The sequence below is a fragment of the Streptomyces sp. NPDC002588 genome (assembly GCF_040295925.1).
GTDB lineage: Bacteria > Actinomycetota > Actinomycetes > Streptomycetales > Streptomycetaceae > Streptomyces.
Genome location: NZ_JBEOWF010000008.1, coordinates 225,908 through 251,159 on the forward strand (window position 1 = coordinate 225,908; position 25,252 = coordinate 251,159).

At 70.2% G+C, this 25,252-nt stretch carries 23 protein-coding genes; 12 read left to right on the forward strand and 11 right to left on the reverse strand.

The annotated features are described in order from the left end of the window. Positions 1 to 35 precede the first annotated feature (35 nt). Positions 36 to 578 (forward strand): hypothetical protein, encoded by a 543-nt coding sequence (locus tag ABT057_RS11790; protein ID WP_352342444.1) that lies wholly within the window; start codon positions 36 to 38, stop codon positions 576 to 578. Here the strand turns inward: ABT057_RS11790 and ABT057_RS11795 are convergent. Next, positions 575 to 1,945, reverse strand: coding sequence for a M14 family metallopeptidase (locus tag ABT057_RS11795; RefSeq protein ID WP_352342446.1), 1,371 nt, complete (start codon positions 1,943 to 1,945; stop codon positions 575 to 577). The two genes, ABT057_RS11790 and ABT057_RS11795, sit on opposite strands and share 4 nt — an antisense overlap. A 300-nt stretch (positions 1,946 to 2,245) precedes the next feature. Here ABT057_RS11795 and ABT057_RS11800 point away from each other — a divergent pair, with 300 nt between their 5' ends. The 5 genes from ABT057_RS11800 (at position 2,246) to ABT057_RS11820 (ending at position 8,413) form a co-directional block, all read left to right on the forward strand. Further along, positions 2,246 to 4,858 carry an ATP-binding protein gene (locus ABT057_RS11800; RefSeq protein ID WP_352342447.1) on the forward strand — a complete coding sequence of 871 codons (2,613 nt, stop codon included), beginning with the start codon at positions 2,246 to 2,248 and terminating at the stop codon, positions 4,856 to 4,858. 88 nt (positions 4,859 to 4,946) lie between these two features. Beyond that, positions 4,947 to 5,825 carry an anti-sigma factor RsbA family regulatory protein gene (locus ABT057_RS11805; RefSeq protein ID WP_352342448.1) on the forward strand — a complete coding sequence of 293 codons (879 nt, stop codon included), beginning with the start codon at positions 4,947 to 4,949 and terminating at the stop codon, positions 5,823 to 5,825. Positions 5,826 to 5,907: 82 nt separating this feature from the next. Then, on the forward strand, positions 5,908 to 6,339 hold the full coding sequence (locus tag ABT057_RS11810; RefSeq protein WP_352342450.1) for an ATP-binding protein: 432 nt from the start codon (positions 5,908 to 5,910) through the stop codon (positions 6,337 to 6,339). A gap of 66 nt (positions 6,340 to 6,405) precedes the next feature. Beyond that, positions 6,406 to 7,731: an Nramp family divalent metal transporter gene (locus ABT057_RS11815; protein ID WP_352342451.1), complete on the forward strand. Its 1,326-nt coding sequence runs from the start codon at positions 6,406 to 6,408 to the stop codon at positions 7,729 to 7,731. A 100-nt stretch (positions 7,732 to 7,831) separates the two neighbouring features. Next, positions 7,832 to 8,413 carry an isochorismatase family protein gene (locus ABT057_RS11820; RefSeq protein WP_352342453.1) on the forward strand — a complete coding sequence of 194 codons (582 nt, stop codon included), beginning with the start codon at positions 7,832 to 7,834 and terminating at the stop codon, positions 8,411 to 8,413. A 5-nt stretch (positions 8,414 to 8,418) separates the two neighbouring features. Here ABT057_RS11820 and ABT057_RS11825 read toward each other — a convergent pair whose 3' ends face one another. Continuing rightward, positions 8,419 to 9,681 carry a hypothetical protein gene (locus ABT057_RS11825; protein ID WP_352342454.1) on the reverse strand — a complete coding sequence of 421 codons (1,263 nt, stop codon included), beginning with the start codon at positions 9,679 to 9,681 and terminating at the stop codon, positions 8,419 to 8,421. 63 nt (positions 9,682 to 9,744) lie between these two features. Continuing rightward, the gene (locus ABT057_RS11830; RefSeq protein WP_352342456.1) at positions 9,745 to 10,254 is read right to left on the reverse strand and encodes a SigE family RNA polymerase sigma factor; all 510 of its coding nucleotides are present in this window, start codon (positions 10,252 to 10,254) and stop codon (positions 9,745 to 9,747) included. A 119-nt stretch (positions 10,255 to 10,373) separates the two neighbouring features. Between ABT057_RS11830 and ABT057_RS11835 the strand changes: the two genes are divergently transcribed. Continuing rightward, positions 10,374 to 10,751, forward strand: coding sequence for a hypothetical protein (locus ABT057_RS11835; RefSeq protein WP_352342458.1), 378 nt, complete (start codon positions 10,374 to 10,376; stop codon positions 10,749 to 10,751). 58 nt (positions 10,752 to 10,809) lie between these two features. Here ABT057_RS11835 and ABT057_RS11840 read toward each other — a convergent pair whose 3' ends face one another. Next, positions 10,810 to 11,265: a DUF5707 domain-containing protein gene (locus ABT057_RS11840; protein ID WP_352342460.1), complete on the reverse strand. Its 456-nt coding sequence runs from the start codon at positions 11,263 to 11,265 to the stop codon at positions 10,810 to 10,812. A gap of 225 nt (positions 11,266 to 11,490) precedes the next feature. Between ABT057_RS11840 and ABT057_RS11845 the strand changes: the two genes are divergently transcribed. Genes ABT057_RS11845 through ABT057_RS11855 form a run of 3 tightly spaced genes read left to right on the forward strand, consistent with a single transcriptional unit; the run spans position 11,491 to position 14,766 of the window. Further along, positions 11,491 to 13,782, forward strand: coding sequence for a sensor histidine kinase (locus tag ABT057_RS11845; protein WP_352342462.1), 2,292 nt, complete (start codon positions 11,491 to 11,493; stop codon positions 13,780 to 13,782). Next, positions 13,779 to 14,456, forward strand: coding sequence for a response regulator (locus ABT057_RS11850; protein WP_352342464.1), 678 nt, complete (start codon positions 13,779 to 13,781; stop codon positions 14,454 to 14,456). The genes ABT057_RS11845 and ABT057_RS11850 overlap by 4 nt, the downstream gene beginning before the upstream one ends. A gap of 19 nt (positions 14,457 to 14,475) precedes the next feature. Further along, positions 14,476 to 14,766, forward strand: coding sequence for an SCO4225 family membrane protein (locus ABT057_RS11855; RefSeq protein ID WP_352342465.1), 291 nt, complete (start codon positions 14,476 to 14,478; stop codon positions 14,764 to 14,766). On the opposite strand, the gene ABT057_RS11860 is transcribed toward ABT057_RS11855, so the two are convergent. Together ABT057_RS11860 and ABT057_RS11865 are read right to left on the reverse strand one after the other, a co-directional pair. Continuing rightward, the gene (locus ABT057_RS11860; RefSeq protein ID WP_352342466.1) at positions 14,754 to 14,945 is read right to left on the reverse strand and encodes a hypothetical protein; all 192 of its coding nucleotides are present in this window, start codon (positions 14,943 to 14,945) and stop codon (positions 14,754 to 14,756) included. The two genes, ABT057_RS11855 and ABT057_RS11860, sit on opposite strands and share 13 nt — an antisense overlap. A gap of 10 nt (positions 14,946 to 14,955) precedes the next feature. Beyond that, positions 14,956 to 15,807, reverse strand: a complete 852-nt coding sequence (locus tag ABT057_RS11865) for a helix-turn-helix domain-containing protein (RefSeq protein ID WP_352342467.1) — start codon at positions 15,805 to 15,807, stop codon at positions 14,956 to 14,958. 191 nt (positions 15,808 to 15,998) lie between these two features. Here ABT057_RS11865 and ABT057_RS11870 point away from each other — a divergent pair, with 191 nt between their 5' ends. Continuing rightward, on the forward strand, positions 15,999 to 16,517 hold the full coding sequence (locus tag ABT057_RS11870; RefSeq protein WP_352342468.1) for an ATP-binding protein: 519 nt from the start codon (positions 15,999 to 16,001) through the stop codon (positions 16,515 to 16,517). A 254-nt stretch (positions 16,518 to 16,771) separates the two neighbouring features. On the opposite strand, the gene ABT057_RS11875 is transcribed toward ABT057_RS11870, so the two are convergent. From ABT057_RS11875 to ABT057_RS11895, 5 genes are all read right to left on the reverse strand, one after another. Continuing rightward, complete coding sequence (locus tag ABT057_RS11875) at positions 16,772 to 17,725, reverse strand: DUF3710 domain-containing protein (RefSeq protein ID WP_352342470.1); 954 nt, start codon at positions 17,723 to 17,725, stop codon at positions 16,772 to 16,774. A 1,044-nt stretch (positions 17,726 to 18,769) separates the two neighbouring features. Then, complete coding sequence (locus tag ABT057_RS11880) at positions 18,770 to 19,150, reverse strand: forkhead box protein (protein WP_352342472.1); 381 nt, start codon at positions 19,148 to 19,150, stop codon at positions 18,770 to 18,772. 283 nt (positions 19,151 to 19,433) lie between these two features. Beyond that, positions 19,434 to 19,787: a hypothetical protein gene (locus ABT057_RS11885; protein ID WP_352342474.1), complete on the reverse strand. Its 354-nt coding sequence runs from the start codon at positions 19,785 to 19,787 to the stop codon at positions 19,434 to 19,436. Further along, positions 19,787 to 21,949: an RHS repeat-associated core domain-containing protein gene (locus ABT057_RS11890; protein ID WP_352342475.1), complete on the reverse strand. Its 2,163-nt coding sequence runs from the start codon at positions 21,947 to 21,949 to the stop codon at positions 19,787 to 19,789. Before ABT057_RS11890 ends, ABT057_RS11885 begins: the two co-directional genes overlap by 1 nt. Positions 21,950 to 22,407: 458 nt before the next feature. Further along, positions 22,408 to 24,108, reverse strand: coding sequence for a chitinase (locus tag ABT057_RS11895; RefSeq protein WP_352342477.1), 1,701 nt, complete (start codon positions 24,106 to 24,108; stop codon positions 22,408 to 22,410). 255 nt (positions 24,109 to 24,363) lie between these two features. On the opposite strand from ABT057_RS11895, the gene ABT057_RS11900 reads away from it, so the two are divergent. Further along, positions 24,364 to 25,233 (forward strand): hypothetical protein, encoded by an 870-nt coding sequence (locus tag ABT057_RS11900; protein WP_352342478.1) that lies wholly within the window; start codon positions 24,364 to 24,366, stop codon positions 25,231 to 25,233. Positions 25,234 to 25,252 lie beyond the last annotated feature (19 nt).

Sequence of the window (25,252 nt, forward strand, 5' to 3'; positions counted from 1 at the left end):
TGTCCGGCACAGGATCTTCGACCATACTTCGCGCTGTGGAGCAGCGTATAGGTTCGAGCAGCCAGCCCCTGGAGGGCGCCGGATTCGACCCGGCATTCATCCCCGGGCTCACGTCGCCCGCGACCGCGGAGCCGGAGGACACGAAGCCGGCCGACGAGGTCGAGGCCGAGGACGGGGAGGCCGAGGACGAAGTCGTCGGGGAGGCCCGTGACGCGGCGGAGGAGACCGCCGAGGACGACGCGGACGAATCCTCCGACGGTCCCGTCTTCGAGGCCTCCGACCGCCGGGCGCGGATCACCGCCGACGCCAAGGGCGTCCGGCTCCGCCTCGACGAGGAGGAGTGCGAGTTCCGCTGGGAGGAGATCGGCGCGATCGAGACCGAGGAACCGCGGTTCGGCAAGCGGTTCACGATCACGGTGCACACACCTGACCGCCGCTGGTACCCGATCGAGATCGAGGCGGCGGCCAGGTCGCGCTTCAAGGAGTGGGACGAGCAGTTGGACGCGGTGCTCGACGCCTACTTCGAAGAAGGGGAGGAGGCCGAGGCCGGGAAAGCCGAGGCCGAGGAGACCGACTAGCTGCAGTACTGGGTCGCCTTGCCGATCGACCGGTACATACAGTCCGCGTTCTCCAGCAGTTGCAGCACGGCGTCCCGGTTCCGCGCGGTCTCCCGCTCGATCACCTCGTCGGGCGGGTAGAACCCGCCCGCGCCCGCGGACGTCGGGTACATCTCGAAGGTGTACGAGAAGATCTTCTGAGTGCCCCAGAGGTAGTCGTCGATCGTCCCGTCCGTGATGTACAAATCGCTGGACTGCTCAGCGGTGTACCCGTTGCTCGCGGCCATCTTCTGCCCGACGGCCTTGAACGCCGCGTTGTCGTCCGCCGTCATGCCGGTCGCCGTGTCGGAGTACGTGAACCCGAACGGCCACAACACGAGTTCGCTGTAGGTGTGGAAGTCGATCCCGGCGGTGATCTGCTGCTTGCCGCCGACCACCCGGCTGCGCACGAAGTCGGCGACGACCTTCACCTCGGGCGCCGACTCGGCGGAGGCCCCCCGGTAGGTCTCGGAGGACGTGGAGCCCGAGGAGCCGCCGCAGCAGCCCCAGTTGTAGTTCCAGTTCCGGTTGAGGTCCGTACCGACGTTCGAGGAGCCGGAGTTGGGCTGCCGGTTCTTGCGCCAGGAGCGGTAGGCGCCGGTGGCGATGTCGTACTCGCCGCCGTCCGGGTTGAGGTCGGGGACGATCCAGATCTCGCGCCCGTTGACCATGCTGGTGACCCGGGAGTCGGTGCCGTAGCCGGCGCCCAGTTCGCGGATCAGGTACAGCGCCATCTCCACCGTCATGTGCTCGCGGGCGTGCTGGTGGTGGGTGAACAGCACCTCCGGCTCGGCCTCGTCGGTGCCCACGTTGTCGCTGATCTTGATGGCGACGATGTCCCGGCCGCCGTACGACTTGCCGATCACCCGCTTGCTCATGATGCTCGGGTAGGCGGCGATGCGCTGGTCGATCTCCGCCGTCATCTCGGCGTAGTTGTGGTACTTGGCGTCTGCCGTCGGGAAGTCGAAGAGCCGCACCTCGTCCTCGGCGACCCGGTTCGGCGCGGAGCCGAGCAGGGAGACCTCGTAGCCCTGTGCGCGCAGCTTGCCGATCTGGTCGGCGCGGCCGGAGACGACCACGGTCTCCTCGTCGGCCTCGTCGACGCTCACCCCGGACTGGGCGATCGCGGTGCGGGTGACGGGGGTGTTGTGGTCGACGTGGATCTCGTACTGGCGGATGTCGTCGGCGGAGGCGGTCGCCTTGGGGGCGCCGTCGGCGGAGGCGCTGGTGGCCGTCGCGGAGAGGGGTGCCGCGAGGGCGAGGGCCAGCAGTGCGGCGAGCAGGGCGGGTCGCCTGCCGCCGCGGGCGCGGATGGCGCCCGCGCCTGAGCCGCGGATGCGAAGTCGCATGGAGTCTCCTTGTGGGGAGCCGGTTGTGGGGGGTCTTGCTGTGCGCTTGCTGTGTGCGGCGGTGCGGTGCCGCATATGGTCCGGCCTTGGCATGGTCAGGTCAAGAGACGACAAAGAGCCGCTGGCCTGAATCATGCGGAATGCGAAGCGTGAAGGGCGGCGCAGTGTACGCACGGGCGTGTCGCGGAAGGCGATCCTCGCCGAAGTACACCCCTGAGAGTGAGCCTGACGTGCACATTTGCGCATTCCGGGGAAGCCTGGGGGTCCGCACGAACGCACCCCCCAGAGGACTTGCCGATCATGGGCGGATCAGCGCCGCGCCGGGACTGTCACCTGCCGGTGGAGACGACCAGCTTCGTCGACCGGCGGAGCGAACTGGCCGACGGGCGCGAGCTGTTGGCCAGGGCGCGACTGGTGACCCTGACCGGCCCCGGCGGCGTCGGCAAGACCCGGCTGGCCGCCCGGATCGCGGCCCGGCTCGAACGCGCCTTCCCTGACGGCGTCCGCTTCGTTCACCTGTCCGGCCTGCGCGACCCGGCCCTCGTCCCGCTGGCCGTCGCCGACGCGCTCGACCTGCACGACCACTCCGAACGCCCCGCGCTGGACGCACTGGTGGAGCGGGTACGGGACCGGCGCCTCCTGCTGGTCCTGGACAACTGCGAACACCTGCGGCCCGCCTGCGCCGCCCTGACCGGCGCCCTGCTGCGCGGCACGGCCGGCATCCGCGTCCTCGCCACCAGCCGCCACCGCCTCGGCCTCACCGAGGAGCACCTCTTGGAGGTACGGCCGCTGCCGGTCCCCGACCCGGACGGCGACCTCCGCGCCGCCGACGGCTATCCGGCCCTCGCCCTCTTCGCCGACCGCGCGGCCGCGGTGGTCCCCGGCTTCCGCCTCACGGCCGCGAACCGGGCCTCCGTCGCCCGGCTGTGCCGCCGCCTCGACGGCCTTCCCCTCGCCATCGAACTGGCCGCCGTCCGGATGCGGGTCCTCGGCGTCGAACAGCTCCTCGCCCGCCTCGACGACCGCTACCGCCTGCTGACCGGCGGCAGCCCGGCCGTGCTGCCCCGGCACCAGACGCTGCGGGCGGCGGTGGACTGGAGCCACGAACTGTGCGACGAGCGGGAGCGGCTGGTGTGGGCGCGGCTGTCGGTGCTGGCGGGCAGCTTCGACCTGGAGACGGCGGAGGCGGTGTGCGGGGGCGGGGGGCCGTCGCGTCTTCCCGAGCCCGGGGGCCGCCGCCCCCGGACCCCCGCTTCGGCCCTGGACGGGCCTGCCTCTCGAACTCCCCCGGAGGGGGCACCCCCTGACGGACCGGGAGCGGCCGCCCGTTGTGCCGGGCGAGCCGGGCGGGCCGGATGGTGGGCGGGCATGGGTCCGGGGGGCCGGGGGGCGGAGCCTTCTGATGGAGGCCGGGCGCCGGAGTCCGCCGGGGCCGAAGGGGCGGCTGAAGGCACCGCTGGAGGAGCGGCTCCCCTTCCCGCCCACGACGTGCTGGACGCCGTGGCAGGGCTCGTGGACAAGTCCGTGCTGGTCCGGGAGACCGGGCCGGACGGCCAGCCGGTGCGGTACCGGCTGCTCGACACCCTGCGGCACTACGGACTCGAGCGGCTCCGCGAGGACCCGGGGGAGGAGCGCGCCGCCCGGGCCCGGCACCGTGACTGGATGCTGCGCCGGGCCGCCGACGACGAGCGGGACTGGTTCGGACCCGGTCAGCCCGACACCGTCGCCCGGCTCCGCGCCGACCAGGACAACCTGCGCGCCGCCCTCGACTTCAGCCTCACCACCCCCGGCGAGGAGCACGCCGCCCTCCGGCTCGCCGGCACCCTGTGGTTCCACTGGCATGCCTGCGGAGCCCCGCGAGAGGGCCGGTACTGGCTCGACCGGGCCCTCGCCGCCAACCCCGGCCCCACCCCCGAACGGGCCCGCGCGCTCTGGGTCGCGGGCCTCCTCGCCGGCTGCCCCGAGGACCTCACCCGCGGCCGCCGCCGCGCCGAAGAGGCCCGTGACCTCGCCCGCGAACTCGGCGACGAGGCCGAAGCCGCCCACGCCGAGTACGTCATCGGTGTCATCCGCCTCTTCAGCGACGACCTCCCCGGCGCCCTCGCCCACTTCCGCGCCTCCGTCGCCCGCGGCCGCCGCCCCGGCCAGCACCTCAGCCTTCTCGTCCTCGACCATGTCGAACTCGCCTGCGCCCTGGCCTTCCTGGGCCGGCCCGACGAGGCCGTCGAGGTCTGCGAGGAGACCCGCCGGCTGTGCCTGGCGCACGGCGAGCGGTGGGTGCTGTCGTACGTGGAGCGCATCCTCGCCCTCGCCCACCGTGAGAAGGGCGACCCGGAGCGGGCGGAGGCGCACGCCCGCGCGGCCCTGCGCCTCAAGCTCGCGGTGCACGACGTCGTCGGCATGGGCCTCACCCTCGATCTGCTGGCCCGGATCGCCGCCGACCGCGCCGCCCACGAGCGCGCGGCCCTGCTGCTCGGCGGCGCCGACCGCACCTGGGAGGACGTGGACCGCGACCGCTGGGGCGCGGACTGTCTGCTCGCCACCCGTCGCGCCGCCGAGGACCGGGTCCGCGAGGCGATCGGCCCCGCGGCCTTCCGCCGGGCCTACGACCGCGGCTCCGCCCTCGCCCTCCCCGAACTCGCCGCCCACGTCCTGGACCCGGCCGCCGCCGGCACCGGGAGCGGCCCGGCACCGGCATCCGGCCCGCTCCCCGGGGTGCCGCCCGCCGTCCGCCTCACCCGCCGGGAGGCCCAGGTCGCCGAACTCGTCGCCGAGGGCCTCGCCAACCAGCAGATCGCCGACCGCCTGGTGATCGCCCGCCGCACCGCCGAAGGACATGTCGAACGCATCCTCAGCAAGCTCGGCTTCAGCAACCGCAGCCAGATCGCCGCCTGGGTGGCGGCCCAGCGCTGACACCCGCGTGCCCGCACCCGCAGACCCGCCGTTCCGCGCACCCCGGACGCCCCGCAGGGCCCGTCCGCCGACCGATCCAGGGGGACCCGTGTTCGACCACCGCATGACCGTCTTCGACACCGACGAGGGGTTCGTCGCCGACGCCCTTCCCTTCCTCGCCGAGGGCCTCGCCGCCTCCGGCGAACCACCGCCGCTGGCGATCGTCGCCCCCGACAGGCTGGACCTCCTGCGCGACGTCCTCGGCGGCGACACGCGGCACGTCGGCCTCGTCCCGCACACCGACTGGTACACCGGCTCGGCCGCCAACGCCGTGGCCCGGGCCGCCGCCCACCTCGCCGGACACGCCGGTCCGGGCGGCCGCACGCATCTGCTGATGGAACCGGTGTGGAACGGCCGGGCCGGCCGCTCCCCGCGTGAGAGCGCCGAGTGGATCCGCTACGAGGCCCTCGCCAACCTCCTCTTCGCCCCCCTGGCGACCACCGTGATGTGCGTCTACGACACCCGTACCGCGGGCGCGGTCCTCATCGAGGCGGCCCGCCGCGCCCACCCCGGTACGGGCGTGTACGAGGACCCGGCACGCGTCGCCGCCGAGCTGGACGACGTCCCGCTGCCGCCGACGCCGTCCGACGCGCGGCGGCTCACCGAACCCGCGCCCGAGGCCGTCCGCGCCTGGGCGGCCGGGCACGGCCTCGGCGCCGCCGACGCGGAGCTGTTCGCCACGGCCGTCACCGAGGCGGCCTCCCTCGGCCGGGTCACCGGCGCGCTGCTGTGGGGCGAGGCACCCGGCTGCGTCTGCGAACTCGGCCTGGCGGAGCGGATCGACGACCCGCTCGTCGGCTTCGTCCCGCCGCAGGCCACCGGTCTCGCCCCCGGCCAGGGGCTCTGGTACGCCCGCCAGGTGTGTGCCTACGTCGACGTCCGGGACACCGACGGCGGGGGTACGACCGTACGGTTGCAGTACGCGTGAGCCCCTCCGCGGGCGCGGTGCGGGTACGGAATCGGGTAGTCCTCCCCGTACGCGAACGGCCCGGGCAGGGGATCCTTGCGGCATGGCCATGCTGCGACTGACCGGGGGAGGACCCCGCCCGGACTCCGCCGCCCGGCACGCCGGACCACCCCGGCCGCCGACGGGGGCGGGCCTTGCGATCACCGAGTACGACCCCCGGCCTGCCGCCGTCCGTGAGGCCCGGGCCCAGGTGCGCGGGCGACTGGCGGACTGGGGCCTGGCGGACCGGGGCGAGCTGGTGGACACGGCCGAACTGCTCGTCAGCGAGCTGGCCACCAACGCCGTGCTGCTCTCCACGAGCCGCTTCCGGCTCACCCTGACCCTCGCGCACGGGCTGCTGCGCTGCGAGGTGCTCGGGGCGGACGGTGCGGCGGGCGGCGGCGGGATGTTCCTGGTGGAGGCGCTCGCCCGGCGCTGGGGCCGTCACCGGGACAGGTCGGGCACCACCATGTGGTTCGAGCTGGCGACGGAGTGAGCCCATCGGGTGGAGATGGCGTCCGCGCTCTTGCCTGCCTGCCGTCTTTGAGCTTTCTTGACCATCATGGCGGACACCACGGGAAACCCCACGGACACCGAGGCACCATCCGGCATCGACAACGAATCCCCCCGCAGAAGCAGTTGGAAGCACATCGGCCCCGGCATCGTGGTCGCCGCGACCGGTGTGGGCGCCGGTGACCTGGTCGCCACGCTCATCGCGGGCAGCAACTTCGGCTACACCCTCCTCTGGGCGGCGATCGTCGGCTGCCTGGTGAAGATCTCCCTGGCCGAGGCGGCCGGGCGCTGGCATCTGTCCACCGGCCGCACCCTGTTCGACGGCTGGGCGAGCCTCGGCCGCTGGACGACGTGGTTCTTCGTCGTCTACGCCGTCGTCTGGGGCTTCGTCTACGGCGCGGCCGCGATGTCGTCGAGCGCGCTGCCGCTGCAGGCCCTCTTCCCGGACGTGATGGACCTCGAGTGGTGGGGCATCCTGTGCGGGCTGGTCGGACTGGTCTTCGTCTGGTTCAACAAGTACGCGGTCTTCGAGAAGGTCATGACGGTCCTGGTGGGCGTCATGTTCGTGGTGACGGTGTACCTGGCGATCCGGGTCACCCCGAACCTCGGCGACGCCTTCGCGGGTCTGCTGCCGGTCCTGCCGGACGAGAAGGACTCCGTCCTCAACACCCTCGGCCTGATCGGCGGCGTCGGCGGCACGATCACCCTCGCCGCGTACGGGTACTGGGTCAACGCCAAGGGCTGGACCGACACGGGCTGGATGAAGGTGATGCGGCTCGACAACCGTGTCGCTTACGCCACCACCGGCATCTTCGTCGTCGCCATGCTGTTCGTCGGCGCGGAGCTGCTGCACTCCGCGAACGTGGCGATCGCGAGCGGCGACAAGGGGCTCGTCCAGCTGAGCGACATCCTGGCGGCCGAGTACGGCTCGGCGACCGCGAAGTTCTTCCTGATCGGCTTCTTCGCCACCTCCTTCACCTCGCTGATCGGCGTCTGGCACGGCGTCAGCCTGATGTTCGCCGATTTCGTGGCCCGCTACCGGAGCGCGTCGGGCACGACGGGCGGCGAGGTGGCCTCCGGCGCGCGCGAGCGGTCCTGGCCCTTCCGCGCCTACCTGCTGTGGCTGACCTTCCCGCCCATCGTCCTCCTCTTCCAGGGCCAGCCGTTCCGTCTCGTCATCCTGTACGGAGTCCTGGGCGCGGCCTTCCTTCCCTTCCTGGCCGGCACGCTGCTGTGGCTGCTCAACACCTCCCGGACGCCGCGGAAGTGGCGCAACGGGCTGCTCAGCAACGCGATGCTGGTGCTGGCGGGGGTGCTGTTCCTGGTGCTGTGCGTGAAGCAGGTGTGGGACCAGCCGTGGTCGGAGTTCTTCTGATCACCGGCGTTAGTTGACTTTCGCAAACTTGAGTTACTCAAGTTTGAGTTTGGCAAGCATCTCTCCTAGGCTGCTGCTCCCCTAGGAGAGGTGCCGTGCCATGGCAGTGACCGTGCTCGACGAGAAGACCGCGCTGGTCCTGATCGACCTCCAGGCGGGAACCCTCGCCGCCCCGACCAAGCCGTACCCGGCGGCCGACGTGGTGGCCCGGGCCGCCGAACTCGCCGAGGGCTTCCGCGCCGCCGGCGCCCCCGTCGTCCTGGTCCGCATGGCCACCTCGCCCGACGGCGCCGACGCGGCACCCGGCCGCAGCGAGGCGGCCCGGCTGGCCGGCGGTCGCTCCCGCCCCTACGACCTGGGCCCGATCGCCGAACCCCTGACCGGCCACGACGGGGACATCCTGGTCACCAAGCGGACCTGGGGCGCCTTCCACGGCACCGACCTCGACCTCCAGCTGCGCCGCCGGGGTGTCACCCAGATCGTCCTGGCCGGCATCGCCACCAGCCTCGGCGTCGAGTCGACCGCCCGCGCCGCCCACGAGCACGGCTACCACGTCACGTTCGCGGTCGACGCGATGACCGACATCAACGAGGACGCGCACCGGCACAGCGTGTCGTACCTCTTCACGCTGATCGGCGAGCCGGGGACGACCGAGGAGATCCTGGGCCTGCTGAAGGGGTAGCTGGCTCAAGGCGTGACCGTGTCGTCAAGCCATTCCGGGCTGAGCGCGATCGTGCGCAACTGGCCGAGGGTGAGGGCCGGCGTCTCACGGGTCGCGTCCTTGTTCTGGTCGTCGGTGTTGAACGCACTGACGACGACACGCAGTCCTTCCTTGCGCAGGGTGTCCGCGGTCCACTCCACGACCCCCGCCCCGCCCTTCTCGCCGGCCGCCTCGCGCAGAGCGACCCGGGTGCCGTCGGGGAGGGTCTCGGAGCCGGAGCCGTAGCTGCCGGCGACGTCGGACATGCCGGGCTGCACGTTGACCTGGACGAGGCTCCGCCCCTTGCCGTCGTCGACCACGAAGTAGCCGTACTCGGTCTCCTGGCTGCCGTGGGAGACGATCTCGGCTCCCTTGGGCAGCAGCAGCTTGAGCTTGCGCAGGATCGTCGGGCCGGACATCTCCCCGGAACGGGTGGGGGCACCGCTGGACGCGGTCGGTGCCTTCTCCTCGGGCAGGGCGTCGATGATCCTGCGCCACTGCCCGGCGGTGACCAGTTTCTTCAACTGCTTCGGGGCGAGGGGCGGATCGGTACGCGTGACCGGCTTTCCCTTCTCCGCCGCGGCGTTCCACTCGATGACGCTGACGTGGTGTCCGTCCGGGGTGACCAGGTCGGCGCCCCACGCCTTGGTCTCGGCGCGGTGGTCGGGATACTCGTACCCCTGATAGACCGTGATCGCGGAGCCGTCGGACAGGGTCTCGGTCGTGCACTTCTCGAAGTCCGACTGTGTGCCCTCCGAGCAGGGGATCACCTCGGCGGCGGGATCGAGGTTCTTCCCGCCCGGCGTGATCCGGTCCAGCCCCAAGGAGATGGACCCCTCGCCCTTGCCGTCGTCGAACACGCCCACCGCGAGCGGCGGCAGGTCCTCGTCCGTGCCGCGTGCCTCGGTCCTGGTGAACTTCCCCCGGGGCAGGAGCCGTTGGAGCGTACGGACGACGTCGTCGGCGGAGTAGGCGGTCGCCGGGCCGGGCGTGCGGCTCGCGGCGACGGACGTTTGCCGTGGGGCGGGCGTATCGCCCGACGGCGCGAGCAGTGCCCCGCCCACCCCCACGAGGGCGAGGCCTGCCGCGCTCCCCACGATCGCGGTCCGGCGCTGCAACTGCAGCCGCCGGCCCCGCAGCGCGCCCGCGGCCGCGAGCTCGGTGCGGGGGGAGTCGAAGGCGCCGCCCAGATGATGCAGGGCGGCGGAGAGACGGTCCTCGAAGGGATCGCCTGGACGGTCTGCGGGCATGGTGAACCACCGTTTCCACGAGCTGGGTGATGAAGGGGCGGGTGAAGCGGGACTGTTCTCTCGTCAGGGGCGGGCGTACTCGCCGATGTCCTCGCCCAGCAGCTCGCGCAGCCTGCTCAGCGCTCGTGACGATCTGGTCCGTACGGCCGCCGGGCTTGCGTTCATGGCGCCGGCCGTCTCCTCTATCGAGCGGTCCTCCCAGTACCGCAGGACCACCACGGCCCGGTCCTTCGCGGGCAGCCGGCCCAGGGCCTGGAGCAGCGTGAGTCTGAGCGGTGTGTCGGTGCGGCTCCCGTCGGGCAGGTCGGGGAACGCCTCCACGGCCCGCTCCCGGCTGCTGCGGCGCCGCTGGTGGGCGAGGAAGGTGCGGGTCAGGACGGTCTGCGCGTACCCCGCCGGGTTCTCCACCCGGGAGACCCGGCCCCAGCGGACGTACAGCCGGCCGAGGGTCTCCTGCACCAGATCCTCGGCGAGGTGGGTGTCCCCCGCGGTGAGCAGACACGCGGACCGGTAGAGATGCCCGGTGCGCGCCGCGGCGAACTCGGCGTACTCGTCCGCGCGGACCTTCCTCATACGACGTCCCCCTGTTCGACCGTCTGCACTGTCCTCACCCCATTGATGCGGTGGGGTGGGGAAAATGTTTCAGGGTGGACCGAAGACGGCGCACAGGGTTCGTTGGGTAGGTTTCCGGCGTGACCGAGCAGCCGCCGCCGTATCCCGCCACCCCGCCGCCGGGATTCGGGCCGCCACCGCCCCCGTACGCGCCGGGGCCGCCCCGGCCCGCGGCCCCCGGACCGGAGTTCCTGGCGGTGGACAAGCACAACGCGATCGTCGTCGACGCGTCCGGCGTCGGCTTCGAGATGTACGACATCACCGTCGACTTCCCCTGGCCCGAGATCCGCAGCGTCCACTACAAGGCGAGCCCCAACGGCAAGGCGCTGATGGTCGCCGTGGTCCATCTGGACGGCAGGGTCTACGAGGGCGTGGTGAACGCGAAGCCGCGCGGCCTGCTGCACGGCTGGTTCGCGCAGTTGGCCTGGGTGCTCGGGTACTACCGGCCGACGGGATGAGGACACGGCCGGACCCTGGGGGGAGGGTCCGGCCGCGTCGCGGGGGTGTGGAGAGTGGTCAGTGGGCGGCCACCTCGAAGGTGGCCGCGCGCGGCACGAACTTCGTGCCGCCGTCCGTCGACGTCGCCAGGGCGGAGACGTACCAGGTGCCCTTGGCCAGGTCGGCGGCCTCCGCCTTGGTGACCTTCAGGGTGTAGGTGCAGCGGTACGCCTCGTCCGAGACGGCCTGGCACTTGGCGCTGTCCACGTGCCGCAGTTCCGCCTCGGTCGGGTCGAGCTTCGAACTCGCGGGCCAGGCGACGACCTTGAGGTTCTCGATGTTGTTGTCGTCGGTCACGTCCGCGGTGAAGGTGATCGAGCCGGCCGCGTCGTCCGAGGGAGCGACGTAACGCGCCGAGCCGTTCTCCACGGACGGGTTGGTGGGGGCGAGGGCCCAGGCGAGACCGCCGGCGGCCACCCCGCCGAGGGCGACGACGGCACCGATGAGGGACGAGACGAGAACGCGCTTGGACATGGTGATTCCCCGTGGGTAGGTGTGGTGTCGGAGGCGGTGGTCGCCGCTTCCTCGATGTGATCGAGCCTAGGGTCGGGGGCCGGGCACGGTCCTCACGCCGCGGGACGATTGCCGCGCTCGAACCGCGGTTGGAGCAGCTGCGGGATCTGCAACCCAGGTAAGAGAACCGAATCCGACCCGGGCCGGAGTCGCGCCCCTCACCTGCGGACATAGCCTGGGCGCACGATGAAGCGAACCGACGACCGGCTGATCCCGGTCCTGCTGATCTGCGTTCAGGCCGTGGTGTGGCCCGGGGCGTCCCTCCTGCGCGGCACCGTCCCTTCCGCGTCCGACCTGCTCGTGGCGGCCCTGGTCGCCGGACCGGTGGCGGCCGCGCTCGCCCTGCGCCGCACCCGCCCGGTGACCACGCTGGTCCTGGTCGCGGTCGCCTGCGGGCTGGGGGCCGGGCCGCTGCCCACGGGAGCGGTGGCCGTGTCCGGGACCGCGGGCGTCGCGCTGGCCCTGTTCACGGTGGCGAGCGAACGCGACACCTTCACCGCCCTGCTGTGCGTGGTGACGCTCCCCTTCTGGCAGTTCGCACAGGACGTCAGCCTGCACGGGCTCAGCTACCGCGACGGCCTCGGCGTCGTCCTCACCGCCCTGCTGTACGCGGCCGCGTGCGGCACCGGCATGCTGGCCAGGCGGTCCCGGCGCGCCCGACTGGCGGCCGAGCACGCGCTGCGGCGCGCCGAGGCCGAGCGCCACCGGCTGCCGGCGGCCGAACGGCGCCGTATGGAGCGGGAGTTGCACGACGTCAGCGCCCACCACCTGACCGCCGTGGTGGTCACCGCCGGCGCGGCACTGGGGCTGCGTGAACGCCGACCCGAACTGGCCCAGGAAGCACTGGAGTTCGCGGCCGAGACCGGCCGCGAGGTCACCCGGGCGCTCGGCGCGGTCCGGGCGCCGGCGCCCTCGCGCGAGGAACTGCCGTCACCGGAGGAGCGGTTGCGGGCACTGGTCGCGGGGTTCCGCAGGCTCGACCAGCCCGTGGACTGCGAGATCGACCCCCTCCCGGACGGCGTCCTCGCGGACGCGGCGTACGGCATCGTGCGCGAGGCACTGACCAACGTGGCACGGCACGCGCCGGGCGCCCGCACGACGGTGCTGTGCAAGTACGGCGACACCCGCACGGACGTCGTCGTCACCAGCGCTGCCCCGCCGGCCGGCGCGGCCGCGCACGCGGCGGGCCTCGGCGGCGGCCGGGGCCAGGGCTTCCTGCGGTCCCGCGCCCGGGAGGCGGGCGGCACCCTCACCACCGGCCCCACCGCCGACGGCGGCTGGGAGGTGCGGGCGACGCTGCCCGGCCGGACCTCCGCCCCGGTGGAGGGAGCCGTACCGCGCGGCTACCGCCTCGCCCAGGTCGTCGCCGCGCTCGGCCTGTCCCTGCAGCCACTGCTCCCCGCGCTGATCGTCCGCACGGAGACCGCCGCGTACACCTCGCAGATCTCCGCGGGCGCGCTGTTCGCCCTGCTCGCCGCCGCCCAGGCGGTCACCCTGCTCTGGCTGCGCCGGACCCCCCGGACCGCCTTCGCCGCGCTGCTCGCGCTGGCCCCGCTGTGGCCGGTGGCGATGGCGGTGGGCGACTACACCGGACCGGTGCTCCTGCCGCCCGCGCTGAGCATGCTCGCCACCTGCGCGGCACTCGCCGCGACCGCGTCCACCCGGATGGCCCTCGGCGGCGCCGCCGTGGCGGTGCACGCGGCGGCCCTGACCGCCGCCGTCCTGGACCGGGGGACGAGCCTGCCCGGCTGGGCGGTGGGCGCGGCGGCGGTGACCGGGGCGGCACTCCCCGTCGCCGCCGCGACAGGGGCCGGAGCCCTGCGCGGGAGGCGCGAGGCGGCCGCCCGGGGCGTGCGGGAGGAACGGCTCGCGGCCCTGACCGAGGAGGCCGTGCGGGACGCGTGGGCCGAGCGCCGCCGGATCGCCGGCGGGCTGGAGACCACCGTGCTCTCCCGTACCGCCGACATGGTCGGCGAGGCGGAGGCGGGCCGGCTCGACGCCACCGCCGACCGGGCCCGCGAGGCACTGGCCGCGATGCGCGCCCTGCTCGACACCGTCCGGGAGGAGAACGCGGCGCCCGACCTGCGCCCGCAGCCCACCCTCCAGGCTCTCGACCTGCTCGCCCACCAGTGCCGGGCCGCCGGCCGCGAGGTGGAGATACGGCTGACCGACCGCGTCCCGCCGCACCTGCCCACCGCCGTGGACCTGGCCGCCTACCATGCGGCGGAGACGGTGCTCGCGGCCGGTGACGAGGAGCCCGCGGTGCTCGAACTGGACGCGTACGACGATACGTTGACCCTGACGGCGACCGGAGTGCCCGGTGCCGCCCGCCCCGCCGTACGGGAGCGGCTGACGGCGCGGGTCACCCCGCTCGGCGGAACCCTGACCACCGGCCCGCCCGGCACGGTCCGCCTCCGGCTGCCGCTCGAGCCGGCCGGTGAGCGCAGGGACGAAGGGGACGAGGAGAGGGAACGATGAGCCTCAAGGTGCTGGTCGTCGACGACCAGGGCATCGTACGGGCGGGCTTCGCCGCCCTGATCGACGCCGAGGAGGACATGACCGTCGTGGGCGAGGCCGGCGACGGGGTGGCGGCCGTACGCCTGGCCGAGGAGCTGTCCCCCGACGTGGTCGTCATGGACGTACGCATGCCCGAACTGGACGGCATCGCCGCCACCCGGATCATCACCGGCAACGAGAACGCGCCCCGCGTCCTCGTCCTGACCACCTTCGACCTCGACGCGTACGTCTTCGAAGCGCTGCGGGCGGGCGCCTCGGGATTCCTCCTGAAGGACGTGCAACCGGCCGAACTCCTCCAGGGCATCAGAGTGGTGGCCGCCGGCGAGAGCGTGCTCGCCCCCTCGGCGACCCGCCGACTCATCGGCCACTACGCCGCCGCCCCCGCCGCCACACCGGAGGTCAGCCCGCGCGAGCTGGACAGCCTCACCACCAGCCAGCGGGGCGTCCTGACCCTGCTCGCGTCGGGCCTCAACAACGCGGAGATCGCCGAGCAGCTGGGCATCACGGTGGGCACGGTGAAGTCCCATGTGAACGCACTGCTCCGCAAACTCGGCCTGCGTGACCGGGTCCAGGCGACGATCCTCGCCTACGACCTCGGTCTCGCCCGCCCGAACCCGCCCGGCGCCCACCTCTGACCACCCCAAGGAGCCCCTCGTGACAGGTCCGGCCCGCCTGCGGCACGCCCTCACCGACGTCTTCGCCCTCGCCTACCTCGCGGTCTGCGCGGCGCTGCTGATCTGGGCGCTGGTGGTGACGGCGACGGACGACTCGGGCGAGTCCATGGCGGGAGTCATCCCCCTCCTCGCCACGGCCCCGGCCAGCCTGATCCTGCTCTTCCTCCCCGACCACGTCACGATGACCGTCGCGGCGATCGCCTTCGGAGCCCTGTGCAACGCGGCGGTCATCGGCTGGTGCGCCCGCATGCTGCGGGGTCAGAGCAAGTGATCGGCCTTCCCCGCTTTGATGTCCCGGATCATGGTCCGGAGCGCTTCCCGGGAGTCGCTGAGATAGGAGTCCTCGGCGCCGGCTATGGCGATGTAGGCGTTGCCGTTGGGGTCGGTGCCGAGGCGGAAGCAGGCCGATCCCTCGGCACAGAAGGGCTCTTCCCAGGTGATGTCGGGCACGGTCGTCTCCTCAGAGCTGGATGGCGATGTCCTGGATGAAGCCGTACGACTCTTCGGGTGAGAGCGCACGTTCCTCCATCCAGTCCAGTTGCGTGCGGTACTTGGACAACTGGGCTTCCTGGTACAGGAATTCCGGCCCGTGCGTGCTGTCGACCTGAACGGTGTCCAGCAGAGGCACCGGCCCCTCCAGATAGACGACGGTCTGCCCGGCACCGGGGAACGAACCCGCCTCGAAGGGAATCACACGCAGCGTCACGCATGGCCGCTCAGAGGTGGCAAGCAGATGCTCCAACTGCCCCCGCGCGACCTTGCGGCCACCAAACTGCATGCGCAGCGCGGCCTCGTGCAGTATCCCGACGTACTCGGTGGGTGCGTTGCCGTCCAGAACCCGCTGCCGCTCCAGCCGGTGGGCGAGCCGTAGGGCCACCTCGTGCTGGGGCAGCGGCGGGAGTGCGGCCTTGAAGACGGCCTGGGCGTGGTCGCTGGACTGCAGCAGCCCCGGCATGTGGATCAGGTGCACGCTGCGGATCCGTACGGCGTGATGTTCCAACTCGGCGATGTCGAGGATCCCGGCCGGCAAACTGCCCCGATACCGCTCCCACCAACCTCGCTCGGCGGGTTGGGCCATATCCACCAGGGCGTCGACGTATGCCTGGTCGTCACAGTCGCAGTTGCAGGCCAGTGTGCGTAGCCGCTCGGCGCTGATGGCACGGGTACCCGACTCGATGTTGGAGATCTTGCCGCGGTCCACGCCGAGCAGTCCCGCGGCGTACTCCCCGGTCATACCCGCGGCGGTGCGCATCCTCCGTACCTCCGCCCCAAGCCTCTTCTGACGCTCGGTCGCAGACGCCCTCGCGGCCATGCGCTTCCCTCCTCACAAAGCCGGAGTCACCCTATCGGTGCCTGTGTTCCCCTGAAATTGGGGCAACATAACCCTGCATGCTCTACATTCGGTGATGCAAAAGCTACACAGAGCAGTCAGCAGTGCATCGCGCGAGCCTGCCCGACGAGCCACCGACTGCCAACGCCTGCCCACCCACACAAGGATTTCCCATGCCCATGCCCCTCTGTCCCCTCGCCCCCAAGTTCCCTGCCGACTTCACGCCGCCCTTCCCCGAAACCCTCTCCTACAGCCTCACGCTCCCCGCTGCCCTGGCCAGCCCCTCCCTTGCACGGGCGGCGACACGAGAGGCCCTCAAACTCCACGGTCTGCACGACATGCTGGACCCGGCGCTGCAAGCCGTAGGTGAACTGACAGCAGTGGCCGCCCAGTTCACCGAGTCCCCCGACTTCTACCTCTCCCTCCGCTACCGAGCCGACACCCTCCGAGTGATCGCCTACGACAGCCACCCCCGCCACACCCAACCGAACCTCGCCGCCGCCTGCGACACCCGCCGCCGAGCGGCCCTGCGCATCCTGGCCTGCGTCTGCCGCTCCTGCGAAGGCGACTGGGGCTTCGGCGAGTCACGCGAGCCCGGCGGCGGGACCCGGATGTGGGCGACGCTGCCGAGGGCGAGCGCGACGGCCTACGGCACGGGGGCGGTGCACAGCCCGGTGGCTGTCACCGCTTGACCAGATGAGACGAGCCTCTCTCCGCCGGGCTCGCGGCGGCGGCGTACGCGGCCATCGGCCTACCCCGCCGTCTGAGCAGAAAGCCACCACTTACGTGGGTCCAGAGTGCCCGCTCGTGCAGCGACTCAGGGCCGAAGCTCAGCAGATCGGCGATGCAGTCCGAGTTCGACCGCCGACTGCGCCGTCGCAGGCCTCCACATGGTGGTCCAGCTCCGGACGGCGGCCGCGTTTCGGGGTCAGCCGTTCGTGCCGGGCTACTCCCATGGCCAGTGCACGTCGACTGGTTCGAACTCCTGGCTCGTGGCTTCCCGGCCGTCTGGCGCCGGGAGGTCGACGACGGTCTGGGTGAAGAGGTGATGGACTCGTGGATCGACGGCTTCGGCCAGTGCCGTAGGCCCGGCGAGCGTACCGCGCAGCAGCCATCCCGGGCCGTCGCATCCGATGATCCGCGTCGGTTGGAGCACCCGTTGCCCATTCCGGACGACGGGAATCTCGGCCAGGATTTCCGCACCGAAGCGGCTTTCACCGTTCTCGGCGCGTCCTCCTTCGTGTCGGATCTCCTCGATGATCTCCGGGCGCATCGTGCCCCAGTCGGAGCCGCCCGGAATCCGAAACACCCGCAAACCGAGCGCATGCCCGCCGAACACGAGGGTAACGCCGGTGATGCGGTCCCCGGAGCGCAGCGGCTGCGTCTCCATACCGGGCAGGCGGGGGACCTTCAGCACGCCGTAGTCGGTGCGCTCAGTGTCTGCGGGCATCGGCGTCTCGGAAACATCCCATGGGCCGGCATCGCCGTTTCTGACCCGGGGAAGAGCGAGTTCCGCCACGATCTCTTCCCATACTTCTGCGGCGTCCGCGAGCAGCACCTCGAGAGCATCCGGCGCCGCGCCGGGACGGTGGACGAACGCCCACAGCCAGCCCAGCCAGTCCTCCCAGCGGAACGGGGCGCCCGCCTCGGACTGGGCCAGAGCGTTGTAGACGTCACCGCTCAGGATGGTGGTCAGTACCTCGTGCCCGGCCCCCGTCGCCTGCTCGGCGAAAGCCGGGTCCTCCACGGCTGCGATCGAACCAGCCACCACAACCACCATCCCGGGGCTCTGCCGTTCCCATACTCCGAAGTCCGCCAGGGCCAGGTTTTCCGGGGTGAGTGCTCCATCCCGGCCGAACTGCTCAACGATTTCCGCGGCCCTCGCCGTGATCACACTCACTCGCCTCTCCCAGTCGCCCTTCGAGCCCTTCGTGCGACCATCTTCTTGAATACGTCGGCAGAGACCATGGCCGAAACGGCCACCGCGCTCACCGGATCGGCCACCTGCAGTCCGCCGCCGTTGCCGTCAACTACTGCCGTCAGGAGCGATCAGGCCACCTGATTCATCTTTTCCAGGGCTTGAATATCAATCTCCGAAAATCCAAAGATATCTATGAGCATCTGCGAGGGTGAATTTGCAGTACTCGACCAATCGGCCGAGGGGAGCCTCAACGGCCACCGCTCCCGGCGACCAGGAATTCAATTCCTTCATGAGTGAACGAACTTGAAGAGAATTGAAGATTGTATCTCCATACGGATCAATGTGTCCCAGGAGGGGAAAGCGCTCACGGTCGATCCCCTGGAGTAGCGGATTGATACTTCCGAGCGAGATCAGTGGGGACAGTACTGCACCGTCTCCGCCCCTCACCTGCATCTTCAGCGCCATCGCTCAATACCCTCGTATATCTCTAGGAAGCCCCGGATGCATGGTCTTCAGCTTCAAGGTATCCGCATCACGTATGACGGTGTAGACCTTCGGTCCGCACTCCCATTTCGGTCTGCCCGATGAAATCAGGAGCTTCGATGACTGTTCGGATCGAATGACTGTCAGCGTGATACTTCCCTACAGCACTCTTGGACCGGGCGGCCAGATTCTCCAAATCGACGTCGTCATCGAAGAGACTCGATGTTTCGTCGACCAAATGTCCACCGTCAATGTGGCGAGGTTCAACGTGGGTTGCGATCTTCGCCACATCGTCGTTGCAATTGTGCACCAAGATCGGCGTGGCCCCCGCCAGCACATAGTACGTGTGCGGGCGGAATCTCCGTCAGCTGCAAATTCGCTGGTCAAGCTCCGATTTGACAGCCATTCCCCGTCCGTGCATGTGCGCTGAAGTCCGCCGGTGTTGCCGTCGCTACTGCCGTCGAGCAGACGGGGGTCGCTGCACATTTCTACACGCCAAATCTGGCTAATCCACGGACCGTCACTAGAACGCGATGTCGCCTATTTCGCTGACCCCGCATCTTGGCTTGGATCCCTAATCAGACACGCCAGGACGGACTCTGCTGCCCCATCCAGAATAGCGATCACGCGCCAAGGTCCGGTGATTATCGACAGCAGACCGACTCGCCCTTCGGCTCGACTCAGAGCATGGAACAGAGAATTCCACCCAACCCGCGATTTCCGAAACTTCGGCAGCGACTCAAACCTGTATCTGTAGATTTCCAGCAGCTCGCTTGCATGGGGTAATGTGACCTCGATATCGGCATCCGGATCTCCGAAGAGCGCCTGCGTCAATTGCTCGACAATCTGTGCAGGAGCATCCACGCCAGCCTGCGCAATCAGCTGAGCTACCCTTCGCCTAGTGATCGACTGCACGGTCATCGCGGCCTCCAAACCGGATACGGGTTGCCTTGCACGGGTCCTTCAATCAGCACTTCGAACTCGCCCCTTAGATCGGGGTCTGCCCAAGGCTCATCATTTACGTGAACATGTGTGCGTCCCGCCGAAATAGTCCGATGCCCTCGTCGCGTGCCAGGTCTTCCAGGACGTGATCACCAGGCTCACCGCGGGTCTGGATGCCAGGCGAGCATTGTTGGTTACTTCACGACTGGCTCCACGGCATTCGATTGTGCGCCAGCTTTTTCACGCGAACTCAATTAGGCGGTCAGCCTTTCTTCAAATTTTCCCTGGCGAAGGCCGCAATATCACCGAGGGCGTCTTCGGCCAGGCCACCCAGCGTGGGGTCGTCGAGCAATTCTTCAAGCCGATTGACGACATCGGCACTTACAACTTTATGGATTCTTCCTACGTGCCCCATGCAGGTCACAGCCAGAGCTCTAATCTGCGGATCAGTTTCACGAGATAGACATTCGAGCAGGACGGCCTCGACCCGCTTGCGGTCCGGATCATCGTATGTCATCGCCAGCAGCGCTCTGGTAGACATCTCAATATCCGAACTCCTAAGGTCGGACATCAAAGCTGCCCGCCATTTTTCTAGCTCCAGTTTTTCTCGATCCATCACGGAACCTTAATCAGTCCTGCCTTGATTCCCTTACGCAATACCGACTGCGCCTTCGCCATGCCTGGGTCTGTTCCCATGTTCGTCCGCACATGCCCGTGGAAGATCTCGTTGGTTCCGCCAGGCGTTGTGCAACCGCAGGGGACCACGCCAGTCCGGTCCAGGATCACGGTGTCTCCGTTGGACGGATCAACTCCCACCCGGCGCGGAGATGTGGGTTTGATCTGTACGGAGTTGTCCAGCGCCCCTTGTCCGTCCTGAGGCTCAGCACTGTTTTCACCACGCGAACTACTCCGTGCCTCAGACCCGTGCTTTCCCCCTGCCTCATATATCTGCTCATCACAGTTGTGAACGAGGACCGGGATTGCACCCGCCAGCACATAGTACGTGTGCAGCGTCCCGACCGTGAGGTCGTAAGTAACCCCCGCCTGGTGGAAGTTGCGGACTCCGGTCACCGTGACCGTCGTGCCGTCCGGCTGGCGGAGCTTTGTGCCCGGTGTCAGATCGTGGGCGTCGGTCCAGCGGTGGTGGGTGGGGTCCCAGAAGGGGTGGTGCCAGGTGGTGGTGAGGGTTTGGGAGGAGGGAGGGCCTCGGACAGGGGTCGTGTCCAGGGTGAGGGTGGTGAAGTCCTTGTCGGTCGTGGTGACGATGACGTTCTGGACCTTTTCCGGAGCGGTGACCCCGGTCTGCGGGTCGGTCGCCAGGACCGTGTCGCCGGCCTTGATGTTGCTGATGGGTTTGGACGAGCCGTCGGCCAGGCGGACCTCGGTGGACGGGACGAAGCTGTGCACCACGCAGCTCGCGGCCTCGGCTCCGGCGCCCTCGGCCTTCTCCGCCTCGACGATCGCGCGCTCCGCCGCCAGGGCGTCGTCGGCGACCTTGGCGGCCTCCTCCGCGTCCTTGACTGCCGTGTAGGCCCGGTCGAGGGCGCGCCAGATCTTGAAGGCCTCGACACCGACCTTGATGGCCTTGAAGACCTTGCCCCAGGGGACGGCGGTCAGCGCTGTGTTGACGCAGCCCATGACGTCGCCCTTGGTGAAGCAGTTGTAGGCGTCGGTGAGGCCGATGACGTCCGCGATGAGACTGAGCATCTGGTGTTTGAAGCCGGACGCCTGTTTCTTGGCGGCCGCCGCCGCTGCGTCGGCTGTTGCTTTCTGCCGTTGCAGGGCCCGTTCCTCGGCCTGGGCGTGGGCCGTGCTGTTGCTGACCTCGGCCTGGTAGCGCTTGGCGTAGGACTTGGTGTTGTTGGGGGTGCTGCCCGAGCCGGGGTGGTCCTGGATCGATGCGTGGGTGGAGACCGAATTGCCGGGCGTGTAGTTGAGGCAGTAGGCGCAGTTGCGGGTCGGGCAGTCGATGTCGGCGCAGTCGCCGCTGGGGTCGGAGGTGGTGACCGGGGTGTCGTCGGCGTAGTCGTAGGCGTTCCAGGACTGCGGGGCGCCGGGGTCGAGGAGGGGATCGGGGCTGAGGAAGCGGCCGATCGTTGGGTCGTATTCACGGGCGCCGAGGTTGGTGAGGCCGGTGTTGTCGTCCTCGGTGCCGCCGACGAAGCCGCGCTGTCCGGCGGTCCAGGTGCCCGACTGGTCGCGTGACTCGCCGAAGGGCTTGTACTGGCGGCGGGTGACCTGCTGGGTCTGGGAGTCGACGGCGAGGGTGCCGGTGCCCTGGCGGTCGGGGATCAGATAGGTGAACTTGCCGTCGGACGAGTGGGTGGCGACGGTCTCGCCGGCGAGGGAGATGTAGCGCACACCGTCCGCGCTGCCGGCGCCCTTGTCGAGGGTGATCTCCTCGTCGCCGGTGTAGAGGGTGGTGGCGTCGGGGCTGCGGCGCAGCAGCAGGGTGCCGTCGGCGTCGTAGAGGTACGTCGTGTCGCCGCTCGTGCCGGTCGAGGACAGCTCGGCGAGGTCGCCCTCGTCGTTGTAGGTGAGGGTGTCGGTGCCCGCCCGCGTGGTGCGGGTGCGGGCGTTTCCGGCGGCGTCGTAGGTGTAGGAATTCGTCGTGTTGGCTGCCGCGTCACCGGTGGTGACCTTGCTGACCTGGGCGACGGCGTGGGCCGGACCCGCGCCTGCCGCGAACGGGGTGTAGGTGGCGGTCGTGTCGTGGGAGGTGTCGCCCGACGGGTCGTGGTCGACCTGGATGGACCGGGCACCGGTGGCGTCACCCACCGCGCACTACCGCGTGACGGATGGCGAGGGCGTCGGGTGTCAGGCGGGAGACGTGGTGGCGGCCTCGCCTTCCCCTTCCGACTCGCCCGGCTCGGCGGCGTGGAGAAGCCCTGTCGGAGGACCGCGGAGAGGGCGAGGGTCAGAAGGATCAGGTGGAGAAGGACGAAGCCCAGGCCAAGCAGGACATGGCCGCTCCGGTGGCTCCGACGATCTGACCCGCGTCTGCGAGCTGATGAACCCGCGACGGCCGACCACCGCCGCGTCCTCGCCGTCGGCGTCTCGCTGACCGTTCCGGTGGCCTCCGCGGCCGCCGAACCCGCCCCCGGCGTCACCGTGCCCGCCGCCCAGGCGTACGACGGTGACAAGCCGCTGACCTCGACGAAAGCGGCGGCTTCGCGAACGCCCGGCCCCGGGAGTGTCGGGGCCGGGCGTTCGCCCACGGGGTTAAGCCCTGGGTCTCACGGCAGCGCGTGCACGTGTGGTCCTACCGTCGACGACCACGCGTTGCCCGCCGTCGCGTCCCAGTTCGTGGACCAGGTCATCGCGCCTCGCAGGTCGGGGTACGTCTTCGAAGGTTTGAAGGAGCCGCAGCCGGTGCCCTTCGTCAGGCAGTCCAGGGCGTTGTTCACCACGGACGGCGACACGTACCCGCTGCCCGCGCCGCTCGTCGAGGCCGGGAGGCCCAGGCCCACCTGGGACGGGGACAGGCCGCCCTCCAGCTGGATGCAGGCCAGGGCGGTGAGGAAGTCCACCGAGCCCTGCGAGTACACCTTGCCGTCGCAGCCCAGCATCGAACCGCTGTTGTAGTACTGCATGTTGACGACGGTGAGGATGTCCTTCACGTTCAGCGCGGTCTGGAAGTAGGTGTTCGAGGTCGACTGCATGTCGATCGTCTGGGGGGCCATCGTCAGTACGAGCGAAGAGCCCGCCTTCGAGGACAGCGACCGCAGCGCCTGGGTCATGTACGTCGCGTCGAGGCCGTTCTCCAGGTCGATGTCGACGCCGTCGAAGCCGTACGTCTGCATGAGGGTGTAGAGCGAGTTCGCGAAGTTGGCCGCCGACGTCGGGTCGTTGACCGACACCGTGCCGTTCTGGCCGCCGACCGAGACGATCACCTTCTTGCCGGCCGCCTGCTTCGCCCTGATGTCGGCCTTGAACTGGTCCACCGTGTAGCCGCCGAGGCCGGCCGAGTCGAGGTTGAAGGTCACCGCGCCCGGAGTGGTCGTCGCGTCGGCGAAGGCCACCGCGATGATGTCGTACTGGGACGGGACGTCCGAGATGCGCTGGACCGTCGCGCCGTTGTTGAAGTTCTGCCAGTAGCCGGTCACCGCGTGCTTCGGCAGAGAGCTGTTCGACGTGGCCGTCGTCGTGCCCGTGACCGCCGTCGACTTCGGCGACTCGCCCGCCGCGTTCGCCGCCGTCACCTGGAAGGAGTACGACGTGGACGCCGCGAGCCCGGTGACGGTGGCCGAGGCGCCGGTCACCGAGGTGACCTTCGTGCCGGCCCGGTAGACGTTGTAGGACGTCGCGTTCGACACCGGGGACCAGGAGAGGGAGACGGAGGAGGACGTCGTACCGGAGACGGCCAGACCCGCCGGTGCGGGCGGGACCGTCGGGGTCGTGTCGCCGCCTCCGCCGCCGTCGGGGCCGTAGACCGAGACGTCGTCCGCGTAGTACGGCGGCTGGCCGTACCAGCCGTGGGTGTAGACCGTGACGGACGTGGTCGACGACCCCGTGGTGAAGGTGGTCGACAGTTGTTTCCAGGTCGAGGAGTCGGGGGTCCAGGTCGACACGTCCGTGGTGCCCGTGCCGGTCACGCCCAGGTAGCTGTAGCCACCCTGGACCCAGGCGCCGAGCGTGTACGTCGAGTTGGGCTGTACCGCCACCGACTGGGTGCACTGGGCGTAGTCCAGGCCGGCCGGGGTCGCCTTCAGCGCGGCCGCGCCGCCGTGCACGGGGGAGGAGACCGTCGTGCCGCTGCCCGCCGAGCAGGTCCAGTCGGTCAGGCCGGACTCGAATCCGGCGTTCTTCGCGTTGTCGATGTCCGCGGCGGACGCCTGAGCCGCGCCCGCCAGGGAGAGGGCGAGAGCGGCGACCACCGCTCCCGACCACAGTCGTAGCCGGTGTTCGTGCCGGGACTTGTGTTTGTTAGGGGACATGACAATACGTTGGTCCAGACCAATTCGCTTGTCAAGAGGTCCGCTTGTGGAAGGCCGGTGGAGCTCGGCGGTGCGTAACCTGCCCCGTTTTGCTGCGACTTGCGCGAAGAACAGTTCCTTACCAGCTACGGAAAGCTGTTCTCCGGCCACAGGGGCGTGGTTACAGTGCTGAGGTAGTCACGCAATGAAGTCACCTCGGTGCGCCGGAGTAACGCAACGCCGGTGGGCCGGACCGCGGGAATCGGGGAGCTGCGTGTGCCAACAGCCATTGCCGTGACCGGCGCCGACCTGGCGCTGCCGCCACAGGACGAACGGACCCTGCCTGCGGCCGTGCTCGCCGGCCTCGACCGGCAGCCGCTCGAACAGGCGTTGGCCGCCGTGCAGTCGCTCGTCGAGCAGTACGGGCATGTGATCGTCGTGTACTCGCGGGCGACCCCGCCCGCCGTGGAGCAGCGGCTGCACACCATCCGGTCGCTGCTGGAGAGCGACCGGATCGCGCTCCACCGGCCCGATCTGCCCCCGCTCGCGGTCGCCGTCCTCGCCCGCCAGCTGCGCCAGCTCGCCTCCTGCGACCTCGGGCCCGGCGTGCTCGCCTCGGCGGCCCGGCTGCTCACCCACTACATCCACGCCGGCGCGCTCCTCGGGTCCGTCGCCCGCCTCGACCGCGTCCCCGTCGTCGGGCTGAAGTCGCATGCCAGGTCGTGGGTTCCGGGCAGTCAGTTCGGTGTGCTCGCCCATCCGCAGCCCGAGTTGACGAAGGCCGTACCCGGAGCCGTCCTCCCCGGCCCCGAGTTCGGCACCTGGATGCTCGTCGGGCGCGGACAGCTGCAGTCCGACTGGGTCACCGGAACCCTCGCCCCCTCCTGGCGGGTCCAGGGACTCAGGGAGACCGAGGCGCCCGCCGAGTCCGCCGACTGGTGGGGCACCCCGAAGCTGATCGAGTTCTGCGCCTACCTGCCGGACCTCTCGGTCCTGTACCAACTCGTCGCCTCGGTCCGGCAGACCGTCTGCCACTGGTGCGGCATCGACGTCATCGGCGACCGCTGCGTCTTCTGCTGCGCCACCCCGCCGCCCGCCTCCGAACTCACCGCCCGCCCCGTCCGCGCCCTGACCACGGGCGGCTAGTACCGCTTCCGTTCGTCCC

Excerpts from the sequence above, each read along its gene's own strand:
- ABT057_RS11810 (WP_352342450.1), top strand. The coding sequence starts at position 5,908 with ATGGCCATGCTGCGACTGACCGGGGGAGGACCCCGCCCGGACTCCGCC.
- ABT057_RS11870 (WP_352342468.1), top strand. The coding sequence starts at position 15,999 with ATGCCCATGCCCCTCTGTCCCCTCGCCCCCAAGTTCCCTGCCGACTTC.
- ABT057_RS11840 (WP_352342460.1), bottom strand. The coding sequence starts at position 11,265 with ATGTCCAAGCGCGTTCTCGTCTCGTCCCTCATCGGTGCCGTCGTCGCC.
- ABT057_RS11885 (WP_352342474.1), bottom strand. The coding sequence starts at position 19,787 with ATGGATCGAGAAAAACTGGAGCTAGAAAAATGGCGGGCAGCTTTGATG.
- ABT057_RS11895 (WP_352342477.1), bottom strand. The coding sequence starts at position 24,108 with ATGTCCCCTAACAAACACAAGTCCCGGCACGAACACCGGCTACGACTG.
- ABT057_RS11825 (WP_352342454.1), bottom strand. The coding sequence starts at position 9,681 with ATGCCCGCAGACCGTCCAGGCGATCCCTTCGAGGACCGTCTCTCCGCC.
- ABT057_RS11820 (WP_352342453.1), top strand. The coding sequence starts at position 7,832 with ATGGCAGTGACCGTGCTCGACGAGAAGACCGCGCTGGTCCTGATCGAC.
- ABT057_RS11800 (WP_352342447.1), top strand. The coding sequence starts at position 2,246 with ATGGGCGGATCAGCGCCGCGCCGGGACTGTCACCTGCCGGTGGAGACG.
- ABT057_RS11815 (WP_352342451.1), top strand. The coding sequence starts at position 6,406 with ATGGCGGACACCACGGGAAACCCCACGGACACCGAGGCACCATCCGGC.
- ABT057_RS11830 (WP_352342456.1), bottom strand. The coding sequence starts at position 10,254 with ATGAGGAAGGTCCGCGCGGACGAGTACGCCGAGTTCGCCGCGGCGCGC.
- ABT057_RS11845 (WP_352342462.1), top strand. The coding sequence starts at position 11,491 with ATGAAGCGAACCGACGACCGGCTGATCCCGGTCCTGCTGATCTGCGTT.
- ABT057_RS11850 (WP_352342464.1), top strand. The coding sequence starts at position 13,779 with ATGAGCCTCAAGGTGCTGGTCGTCGACGACCAGGGCATCGTACGGGCG.
- ABT057_RS11795 (WP_352342446.1), bottom strand. The coding sequence starts at position 1,945 with ATGCGACTTCGCATCCGCGGCTCAGGCGCGGGCGCCATCCGCGCCCGC.
- ABT057_RS11865 (WP_352342467.1), bottom strand. The coding sequence starts at position 15,807 with ATGGCCGCGAGGGCGTCTGCGACCGAGCGTCAGAAGAGGCTTGGGGCG.
- ABT057_RS11880 (WP_352342472.1), bottom strand. The coding sequence starts at position 19,150 with ATGACCGTGCAGTCGATCACTAGGCGAAGGGTAGCTCAGCTGATTGCG.